The sequence below is a fragment of the Halochromatium sp. genome, assembly GCF_046541315.1.
Classification (GTDB): Bacteria; Pseudomonadota; Gammaproteobacteria; order Chromatiales; family Chromatiaceae; genus Lamprobacter.
Genome location: NZ_JBKHDN010000115.1, coordinates 1 through 8,927, shown reverse-complemented (window position 1 = coordinate 8,927; position 8,927 = coordinate 1). Strand labels below are relative to the sequence as shown.

10 protein-coding genes are annotated in these 8,927 nt (G+C 67.0%); 9 read left to right on the top strand and 1 reads right to left on the bottom strand.

Going from position 1 to position 8,927, the window contains the following annotated elements:
* From ACLFQI_RS08890 to ACLFQI_RS08875, 4 genes are all read left to right on the top strand, one after another.
* The coding region (locus ACLFQI_RS08890; RefSeq protein ID WP_410758602.1) for a penicillin-binding protein activator at positions 1-1,335 on the top strand (1,335 nt) is incomplete at its 5' end.
* 47 nt (positions 1,336-1,382) lie between these two features.
* Positions 1,383-1,787 carry a YraN family protein gene (locus ACLFQI_RS08885; RefSeq protein WP_410758600.1) on the top strand — a complete coding sequence of 135 codons (405 nt, stop codon included), beginning with the start codon at positions 1,383-1,385 and terminating at the stop codon, positions 1,785-1,787.
* Positions 1,765-2,370 (top strand): BON domain-containing protein, encoded by a 606-nt coding sequence (locus ACLFQI_RS08880; protein WP_410758598.1) that lies wholly within the window; start codon positions 1,765-1,767, stop codon positions 2,368-2,370. Before ACLFQI_RS08885 ends, ACLFQI_RS08880 begins: the two co-directional genes overlap by 23 nt.
* Positions 2,370-3,761 (top strand): FAD-binding oxidoreductase, encoded by a 1,392-nt coding sequence (locus ACLFQI_RS08875; RefSeq protein ID WP_410758596.1) that lies wholly within the window; start codon positions 2,370-2,372, stop codon positions 3,759-3,761. The genes ACLFQI_RS08880 and ACLFQI_RS08875 overlap by 1 nt, the downstream gene beginning before the upstream one ends.
* 57 nt (positions 3,762-3,818) lie before the next feature.
* On the opposite strand, the gene ACLFQI_RS08870 is transcribed toward ACLFQI_RS08875, so the two are convergent.
* Positions 3,819-4,373: an RNA pyrophosphohydrolase gene (locus tag ACLFQI_RS08870; protein WP_410758594.1), complete on the bottom strand. Its 555-nt coding sequence runs from the start codon at positions 4,371-4,373 to the stop codon at positions 3,819-3,821.
* A 140-nt stretch (positions 4,374-4,513) separates the two neighbouring features.
* Between ACLFQI_RS08870 and ACLFQI_RS08865 the strand changes: the two genes are divergently transcribed.
* From ACLFQI_RS08865 to ACLFQI_RS08845, 5 genes are all read left to right on the top strand, one after another.
* The gene (locus ACLFQI_RS08865) at positions 4,514-5,185 is read left to right on the top strand and encodes an HAD family hydrolase (protein WP_410758592.1); all 672 of its coding nucleotides are present in this window, start codon (positions 4,514-4,516) and stop codon (positions 5,183-5,185) included.
* A gap of 125 nt (positions 5,186-5,310) precedes the next feature.
* Positions 5,311-6,069, top strand: a complete 759-nt coding sequence (locus ACLFQI_RS08860; RefSeq protein ID WP_410758590.1) for a GNAT family N-acetyltransferase — start codon at positions 5,311-5,313, stop codon at positions 6,067-6,069.
* A 104-nt stretch (positions 6,070-6,173) separates the two neighbouring features.
* Complete coding sequence (locus ACLFQI_RS08855; protein WP_410758588.1) at positions 6,174-6,977, top strand: lysophospholipid acyltransferase family protein; 804 nt, start codon at positions 6,174-6,176, stop codon at positions 6,975-6,977.
* Entirely contained in the window at positions 6,974-8,203 is a 1,230-nt protein-coding gene (locus tag ACLFQI_RS08850; protein WP_410758586.1) for a glycosyltransferase family 4 protein, read from the top strand. Before ACLFQI_RS08855 ends, ACLFQI_RS08850 begins: the two co-directional genes overlap by 4 nt.
* A complete protein-coding gene (locus tag ACLFQI_RS08845) occupies positions 8,175-8,702 on the top strand; it encodes a phosphatase PAP2 family protein (RefSeq protein ID WP_410758585.1) in 528 nt (175 codons plus the stop codon). Before ACLFQI_RS08850 ends, ACLFQI_RS08845 begins: the two co-directional genes overlap by 29 nt.
* Positions 8,703-8,927 lie beyond the last annotated feature (225 nt).

Sequence of the window (8,927 nt, the reverse complement as noted above, 5' to 3'; positions counted from 1 at the left end):
TCCCTGGCGGCCGCCTACAGGCTTGGCAACCAGCCCGTGCGCGCGGCCGAGACGCTCGATCGGCTCGATCGGCTGCTCGACTCCGCCGAGGCGCGCATGGATAACCAGATCGCGCTGCTGTTCACCCTCACCAGCCTGCATCCAGCCAGCTTGGCACAGGCTGCGGACGCCTCCAGCGGGCGCATGCGCGGTTGGCTCGAACTCGCCGAGCTGCTCGCCGGCCAGAGCACAGCCTCGCCGACACTGCATGCACGGCTGCGCGAATGGCGCCAGCGCAGTGGCAACCACCCGGCCCTGCCCACGCTCGCGACCACCTATTTCGCGCGTCTCGCCGGCGGCTATGCGGCCGACACCAAGGTGCGCGTCCTGCTGCCCACGGCTGGCCCCTTCGGCACCGCCGGCAGCGTTCTCAAGGAGGGCCTCATGGCCGCCTATGAGGCCGATCGCAGCGGCACCCGGCCGGTGCTGAGCTTCGGCGCGGACAACCTCGCCGTTGCCTCGCGAGACAGCCTGGCCGGCGCCGAGTTGGTGATCGGGCCGCTGCAAAAATCCTCCGTCGCCGCGCTGGCGCGGCAAAGCGCGTTGCCCGTCCCGACCCTCGCCCTGAATCGCGTCAAAGGCGCCTCCACCTGGAATCTGTTCCAATTCTCGCTCGCCCCGGAAGACGAGGCCGCGAATGCCGCCCATTTCGCCTTTGCGGCTGGCCTGAGACGCGCGGCGCTCGTGTATCCGCAAAGCGCTTGGGGAACGCGCATGGCAGAGGCCTTCCGCGCCCAGTGGCGGGCGCTTGGCGGAACCTTGGTCGCGCAACCCAGTTATGGCGCGATCGGCGAGACCGCCGCAGCCGTGGCGCGCAGCGAGGCGCAGGTGGTGCTGCTGGTGGCGACGACGCGGAACGTGGTGCCGCTCTGGGAGGCCTTGCGGCTCGCCGGCGTCGAGGTTCCGGTCATCGCCACCTCGCACGTCTACGAGGGCACCGTCGATGCGGCCCAGAATCGGGCCTTGGCCGGACTCTACTTCGTCGACATCCCCTGGCTGCTCGACCAGCAACGTTCCGATCGGCTCTCGCGTCAGGCCCTGCGGGGAACCCTGAGCAATGTCAGCGGTCCCTTGGCGAGACTCTACGCGATGGGCATCGACGCCTATCGGCTCGCACCGCGCATCGCCGAGATGAGCCAGCAGCCCGGCACCTTCTTTCCCGGCGAGACCGGCGGGCTGAGCCTCGACTCGCGCGGTCGGGTGCGACGCCAGTTGACGCTGGCGCGCTTCACCCCCGCGGGGGTGATGACGCCAGCGGCGATCGATGACGCCGCGGCCCGAGCCACCCCCGATTGAGATCGCGCGGCCGCTTCGACCCGCGCAAGCATGGCAAGGATTCGATCTTGACCACCCCCCTGACTACCCCCCTGACCACTTCCATGACCCGCCAGGCAACGCCCTCGCGCAAACAGCTCGGCGCCACCAAGGAGCGCCAAGCGCGTGCCTATCTGGAGCAACAGGGATTACAGCATCTTGCCAGCAACGTGCGTTGCAAACGCGGCGAGCTGGATCTGGTCATGCGCGATGGCGACAGCCTGGTCTTCATCGAGGTTCGCTTTCGCGCCTCGGGGCGCTTCGGCGGCGCCGCCGCCAGCGTCGACTGGCGCAAGCAGGCGCGCCTGAGCGCGGCGGCCGCGCATTATCTGCAACGCCATCCGATCGCGCTGCCCTGCCGTTTCGATGTCATCGCCATCGATGGCGCGGGCACCTTCACCTGGATTCGTCATGCCTTTGCCGCCCCTGCCTAACGCCCTCTGGCTCGCGCTTTTGGCCAGCGTCATCGGCCTGGTGCCCGTGCTCCAAGGCTGCGCTCCCGCTGCTGTGGTCGGCACCGCCTATGGCGCCTCGGTGATTCACGAACGCCGCCCGGCCAGCACCGTCCTCGACGACGAGGTGATCGAACTCCAGGCCAAGCAGCGCTTTTTCCAGCACCGCGAGATTCGGCGCGCGAGCCGCATCTCGATCACCAGCTACAATTACCGGGTGCTACTCACCGGCCAGGCCGACAACGCCGAGGTCCGCAAGCGGTTCGCCGACATCGTCAGCCGCCTGCCAAAGGTCGAGCAGGTCTACAACGAGGTTCGGATCGGGCCTGCGATCTCGCTCGCGCAGCGCAGCCGAGACGCGCTGATCACCTCGCGCGCCAAGATCGCCATCGGCGGTGGGCGCGGCATCAAGGACTTCGATGCGACCCGCGTCAAGGTCGTCACCGAGGACGGCGTGGTCTATCTGATGGGATTGGTCACGCGCGAGGAGGCCGAGACGACCACTGAACTCGTGCGCCGGCTACCCGGCGTGGTGCGCGTGGTGAAGATGTTCGAGTTCATTTGATGCCACTGACCAGGCCCCTCAGCGACGCCCTCGCCGCCATCGTCGGCGCCGATGCCCTGCTCGTCGATGCCGCCGATTGCTGGCCGTATGGCTACGACAACAGCCGCCGCCAAAGCCTACCGGCGGCGGTCGCCTTCGTCACCGACGCGGCGCAGGTCCAGGCCATCGTCGCGCTCGCGCATCAGCACGGCGTGCCGATCGCCGCGCGCGGGCTCGGCACCGGCACCACCGGCGCCTCGGTGCCCGAGCGCACCGGCATCGTCATCGCGTTCGAGCGCATGAATCGCATCCTGCGCATCGATCCCGCCAATCGCCTGGCGGTGGTCGAGCCTGGGGTGGTCAACGATCACCTGCAGCGCGAACTCGCCGCGCGCGGCTTCTTTTGGCCGCCCGACCCGACCAGCGCCGCGGTCTGTACCATCGGCGGCAACCTGGCCTATAACTCGGCCGGGCCGCGCGCGGTGAAGTATGGCACCCCGCGCGAGAACACCCTTGGCCTCGCTGCGGTCACCGGCACTGGGCGGCTCATCCGCACCGGCGTGCTGACCACCAAGGGCGTGGTCGGCTACGATCTGACCCGCCTCATCATCGGCTCGGAGGGCACGCTGGCGCTGATCACCGAAGCGACCCTCAAGCTCACCCCCAGCACCGAGGCCAAGCAGACCTTGCGCGCGACCTATCGCGATATCCATGCCGCCGCCGATGCGGTGGCGGCGATCATGGCGCAGCCGATCACGCCCTGCGCGCTCGAGTTCATGGATGCCGCAGCGATCGCCATGGTGCGCGAGTTCTCCGATCTCGGTGTCAGCGCCGAGACCGGCGCCTTGTTGATGATCGAGGTCGATGGCCCCGCCGAGTGCGTCTCCAGCATCGCCGATGCGGTGGCCGCGGCGGCGCGCAACCCCGGCTTGCTCGAACTCAGCGTCGCCCGTGAGCAGGAGCAGATCGCCGCGCTCTGGCGCACGCGCAAGGCGCTGTCGCCGGCGCTGCGGCATGTGGCGCCGAAAAAGATCAATGAGGATGTCGTGGTGCCGGTCTCGCGCATCGCCGCGTTCATCGATGGCCTGGAACGGCTCGCGCGCGAGCATCGCATTCGCATCGTCAACTTCGGTCACGCCGGCAACGGCAACATCCATGTCAACCTGCTCGTCGATCCGGGCGACGCCGACGAGATGACGCGCGCGGCGCAGTGTCTGGACGGGGTCTTCGATCTGGTCATCGCGCTCGGCGGCACCCTCTCCGGCGAGCACGGCGTGGGACTCGAGAAGCGTGATTTCGTCGCGCGCGAGATCGATCCGCCGGCGCTCGCCCTGATGCGCGCCATCAAGGCCCAGTTCGATCCGCGCGGTATCCTGAATCCGGGCAAGGGCCTGCCGCTGGCAAGCGACTAACCGCCAGCGACACGTCCGTCAAGCGCCTCATCGCTCCCTGACGAGACCATGCCGGGACTATCGCCGCCGCTGGCGAAGATACCCGCGACTGCTCTGATGAGCTTGCTGCAGGAGCCCCAGATCCAGCGCCGGCACCCCATCGGGATAGAGCAAGGGCGCCAATTCTTGCAGCGCGCGTTCATAGACGCGCCGCTTGAAATACACCACGTCTTGCAGCGGATACCAGTAACGCACCCAGCGCCAGGCATCGAATTCGGGCTTTTCGCTGCGATCGAGGCAAAAATCGCCCTCGCCGCACTGAATCCTCAGCATGTACCAGACCTGCTTTTGCCCGATACAGATGGGACCGCAGTGGCGGCGGATGAAGCGCTTCGGCAAGCGATAGCGCAGCCAGCCGCGCGTGCAGCCGAGCACTTGGACCTGCCCCGGCAGCAGGCCAACCTCTTCCTCCAACTCCCGATACATCGCCTCAAGCGGGGTCTCGTCGGATTTGATCCCCCCCTGCGGGAATTGCCACGCGTTCTGCCCGACACGCCGGCCCCAGAAGAGGCGTCGCTCCGCGTTGCTCAAGATGATGCCGACGTTTGGCCGGAACCCGTCCCCGTCGATCAAGTGCCTGTACCTGGTTACGTTTGCAGCGCATTCTTCCATACTCTACCCAACGGCTTCAAATGCCGCGCGCCCGCTCGCGCCCGCACCGCGAGATCGGCCATAATCCTGATCCATCGCCAGTCCGCCCTCGAACCCCTACCATGCCGCTTGCCCTCTTCGACCTCGATAACACCTTGCTCGCCGGCGATTCCGATTACCTCTGGGGTCGCCATCTGGTCGACCTCGGCGTCGTCGACGGCGACCTCTACGAGCGCGCCAACCAACAGTTTTACGATGACTATCGCGCGGGTTGTCTGGATATCCACGCTTTTCTGCGCTTCTCGCTCGCACCGCTGCGCCAACATCCCCTCGCGATGCTCGAACAGTGGCGCGAGGACTTCTTGCGCAAGCATATCGAACCGATCATGCTGACGGCGGCGCATGCATTGGTCGAGCAGCATCGCCGCGCGGGTGATACGCTCATCGTCATCACCGCCACCAATGCCTTCGTCACCGCCCCGATCGCGGCGCGTTTTGGCATCGAGCATCTGATCGCCACCGAGCCCGCGCGCGCGGCGGAAGGCTACACCGGCGAGATCGTCGGACCGCCGGCGTTTCGCGAAGGCAAGGTCGAGCGATTGCATCAGTGGCTCGCGACCCATCCGGCGACCTTGGCCGGCAGCACCTTCTATAGTGATTCGATCAACGACGTGCCCTTGCTCGAAACGGTCGACTTCCCCGTCGCCATCGACCCCGATCCGGGGTTGGCCGCGCTTGCCCGGGCGCGCGGTTGGCCGATTCGCTCGCTGCGCGGCGGAGACGTCTGGACGTGACCGATGGTCTCTCGGCCAGCAACCGGGCCGCCACATTGTCATGATTCCGTCATGGCTTAGCCATCGGATCGACATGTGCCTTCGTTAAACTGATACGTTAACCCGTTGCTATGGTCGGAGAGAACATGGGAGCGAGCGCACCTGCTCTAAGTATCAAACGCGGTGAGCGTCTATTCGTCGAATTAGCCGATTCGCCGCAAGCGGTGCGTGAAGCGCAAGCGTTGCGCTATCGCGTGTTCGGGGAAGAACTGGGCGCCAAACTCAAGGCCGGCGAGCATGGCCTCGATGTCGACGAGTTCGATCGCGAATGCGAGCACCTCTTGGTGCGCGAGACCAAGGGTAATCGCGTGGTCGGCTGCACCCGCCTGTTGAGCAATCGCGGCGCCGAGCGCCTCGGGCGCTTCTATTCGGAAAGCGAATTCGAACTCGGCGCGATCCCCTCGCTGCCGGGCCAGCTGCTGGAGCTGGGGCGCACCTGCGTCTCGCCGGAATGTCGACATGGCTCGGTCATCGCCGTGCTCTGGTCCGGCGTGGCGCACTATATCCAACGGCATCAGGTCGATTACCTGTTCGGCTGCGCCAGTGTGCCGCTGGGCGAGCACGACTGCCAGGCGGCGGCGATCATGAATCGACTGCGACGGCAGGCGCTGGCGCCGGAGGCCCTGCGGGTGAGACCCCGCGTTCCCCTACAAGCCACGGCCGGGGCCGACGCTGTGCTCGACGCCCCACTGCCAGCCCTTCTCAAGGGCTATGTCCGCCTCGGCGCGGTCGCCTGCGGCGAGCCTTGCCGCGACCCCGATTTCGAGGTCGCGGACATCTTGATGCTGCTCGATATGCGCATGCTCAACCCCAGTTACGCGCGCCATTTCCTGGAGCGGATTTAGGACCCGAACACCATGGGCATCGCGCTAGCAGATTCAGGTGTTCGTGCGAGCCGCACGCTCATGCGGAGCCAGTCCCCAAGGGAACCCATTCGGAAGAATCCGGGATGCTGAAGACCCTCATGCCCCAACTGCGCGCCAGCGCGCGCCTCCTTGCCCTGCTTGCGTTCAACCTGCTGGGCGCGGCGATCGTGCTCGGCATGGGCCTTTGGCGCCGCCTGGGCGGCTCCGGGGCCGCGACCCCGGCGATCGTTCAGTGGTGGTTCCGGCGCGTCACGCCGATCCTGGGGCTGCGCATCCATGTCGAAGGCGAGCAGGCCAGGAGCGCGCTGATTGTCGCCAACCACATCTCCTGGCTCGATATCCCGGTGCTCGGCGCGTTGGGCCCGGTCGGCTTCCTGTCCAAGGCCGAGATTCGCCAGTGGCCGCTGATCGGCTGGATGGCGGCGCAAATCGGCACCCTCTTCATCACGCGCGGCGGCAATCAAACCGCAGCGCTGATCCAGCGCATCGAGACGCGCATGCGCGAACAACGCCCGGTCGTGATCTTCGCCGAAGGCACCACCAGCGATGGCCGGCAGTTGCGCGGGTTCTATCCACGCCTGCTCGCGGCGGGCCAGCAGCCGGGCATCGACGTCCAGCCCGTGGCGATTCGCTATGGAACCAATGCCGAGCCTGATCCGATCGCCCCGTTCATCGACGATGACGCCTTGATCCCCAACGTCTGGCGCGTGCTGTGCCAGCCTCGCACCCAGGTCCAGGTCCACTTCCTGCCGCCCATCGTCGGCGCGGGCATGGATCGACGCGCCCTTGCCAGCCAGTGCGAGACGCTCATCGCGCAGGCGCTCGAGGTGCCCATCGTCGCCAGGGCCACCGCCAAACCGCGTAAACCGGAGGTCGCGGCGCAGTGAACACAGGCACCCGCAGGGCCCAGGAGCGACCGCTAGCACAGTCCAGACCGAGGCTGCATGTCGCGCTGGTCACCGAAACCTATCCGCCCGAGATCAATGGTGTCGCCAATACGCTGGCGCAGCTCGCGCGCGGTCTCGAGCGGCGCGGACACCAGACCAGTCTGGTGCGCCCGCGCCAGCCGGCGGATCGGCGCCAGGCGCGCCAGGCGAGGGAGCTGCTGGTCGCAGGCGTGCCCTTGCCGGGCTACCGCGGCCTACGCTTTGGCTGGCCGGCGCTCGGGGCGGTCCAACGGCGCTGGCGCGAGGCGCGCCCGGACGCCGTCTATATCGCCACCGAGGGGCCGCTTGGGCACGCGGCCTTGCGCGCCGCGCGGCGCTTGGAGATCCCGACGCTGACGGGATTCCATACCCAATTCCAGCAGTACTGTAGCCACTACGGGGTCGGCCTGCTGATGCAACCGATCATCGGCCTGCTCAAACGCTTCCACAACCACTCTGGCGCGACGCTGGTGCCAACCCGCGCCTTGCAACGCGACCTTGCCAACGCCGGATTTCGCAATCTGCATGTACTCAGTCGCGGCGTCGATACCGAGCGCTTCTCGCCGGCCTATCGCAGTGCCGCGCTGCGCGCCGCCTGGGGCTGTGGCGATGACACCGTGGTGGCGCTCTATGTGGGGCGGATCGCCGCCGAGAAGCATATCGACCTGGCCATCGAGGCCTTTGCTCGCATTCGCCGCGCCCGGCCCGACAGCCGCTGCGTGCTTGTCGGCGACGGTCCCGAGCTGGCCCATCTGCGCCGTCAGCATCCCGACCTGGTCTACACCGGCGCCAAGGTCGGCGCGGAGTTGGCCACGCACTACGCCTCGGCCGACCTGTTCCTGTTTCCGAGCCTGACCGAGACCTTCGGCAATGTGCTCACCGAGGCCCTGGCCAGCGGCCTGGCCCCGATCGCCTTCGATTATGCCGCCGCGCGCGAGCACTTACGTCACGGCGAAAACGGCTATAGTGTTGCCATGGCCGATCGCGCGGCGTTTCTGGCGCAGGCCGAGCAGGCCGTCAGCGATCCTGAACAGCTAAGACGGCTTGGCCATGAGGCGCGGCGAACGGCGGAATCGCTGAGCTGGGAGCGTGTGATCCGTGAGCTGGAACGCCATCTGTTCTCCGTGATCGATTGCGCCGGCAACCAGGGCGAGCGCCATGAACCCATTCCTGCGACTGCTGAATGAGCTAGAAACCCCCTTCTGCCGGCGTTGGAGCCGTGCCTATCGACGACCTTGGCTGCTGCGGCCCTTCGCCCTCGTCAGCCGGCTCGGCAATGGCGTGTTTTGGTATAGCCTGATCGCCATCCTGCCCATCGTCGATGGCCTCGACGGCCTCGAGGCCGCCCTGCACATGCTGCTGATAGGCGGCATTGCGCTGATCCTCTACAAGCGCCTGAAGGAGCACACCCGGCGCATACGCCCTTGCCATTACGCGGCCGACATCGCCGCCAGCGTGCCGCCGCTCGATCGCTACAGCTTCCCCTCCGGACACACCCTGCACGCGGTCACGTTCTCCACCATCGCGCTCTTCTATTATCCGCAGCTTGGTTGGCTGCTGATCCCCTTCACCCTGCTGGTCGCGGCATCGCGGGTCGTGCTCGGACTGCATTATCCAAGCGATGTCTTGGTCGCCTCGGCGATTGGGCTCGGCCTTGCCTATGGCAGCCTGTTGTTGATCGCCTAAAACAAAGACGTCCGGCGGTCGGTCCCGAACCAGGACCGACCGCCGGACGCGATGCCATCAGGCGCGCGACGAACGGCGCTTACTTGGCTTCAGGCGCGTCTGGAGCGCTCGGCGCGCCATAAGGGGCGGCGCCATACGGAGCGGCGTAGGGAACCGCGCCATAGGGCGCGCCGTAGTAGGGCGCGCCATAGCCGCCATAGTACGGGTTGCCATAGCCATAGCCGT

What these genes read in the sequence shown, in the direction of transcription:
- ACLFQI_RS08880 (WP_410758598.1), top strand. Translation starts at nt 1,765, where the DNA reads ATGCCTTTGCCGCCCCTGCCTAACGCCCTCTGGCTCGCGCTTTTGGCC.
- ACLFQI_RS08875 (WP_410758596.1), top strand. Translation starts at nt 2,370, where the DNA reads ATGCCACTGACCAGGCCCCTCAGCGACGCCCTCGCCGCCATCGTCGGC.
- ACLFQI_RS08865 (WP_410758592.1), top strand. Translation starts at nt 4,514, where the DNA reads ATGCCGCTTGCCCTCTTCGACCTCGATAACACCTTGCTCGCCGGCGAT.
- ACLFQI_RS08860 (WP_410758590.1), top strand. Translation starts at nt 5,311, where the DNA reads ATGGGAGCGAGCGCACCTGCTCTAAGTATCAAACGCGGTGAGCGTCTA.
- ACLFQI_RS08855 (WP_410758588.1), top strand. Translation starts at nt 6,174, where the DNA reads ATGCTGAAGACCCTCATGCCCCAACTGCGCGCCAGCGCGCGCCTCCTT.
- ACLFQI_RS08845 (WP_410758585.1), top strand. Translation starts at nt 8,175, where the DNA reads ATGAACCCATTCCTGCGACTGCTGAATGAGCTAGAAACCCCCTTCTGC.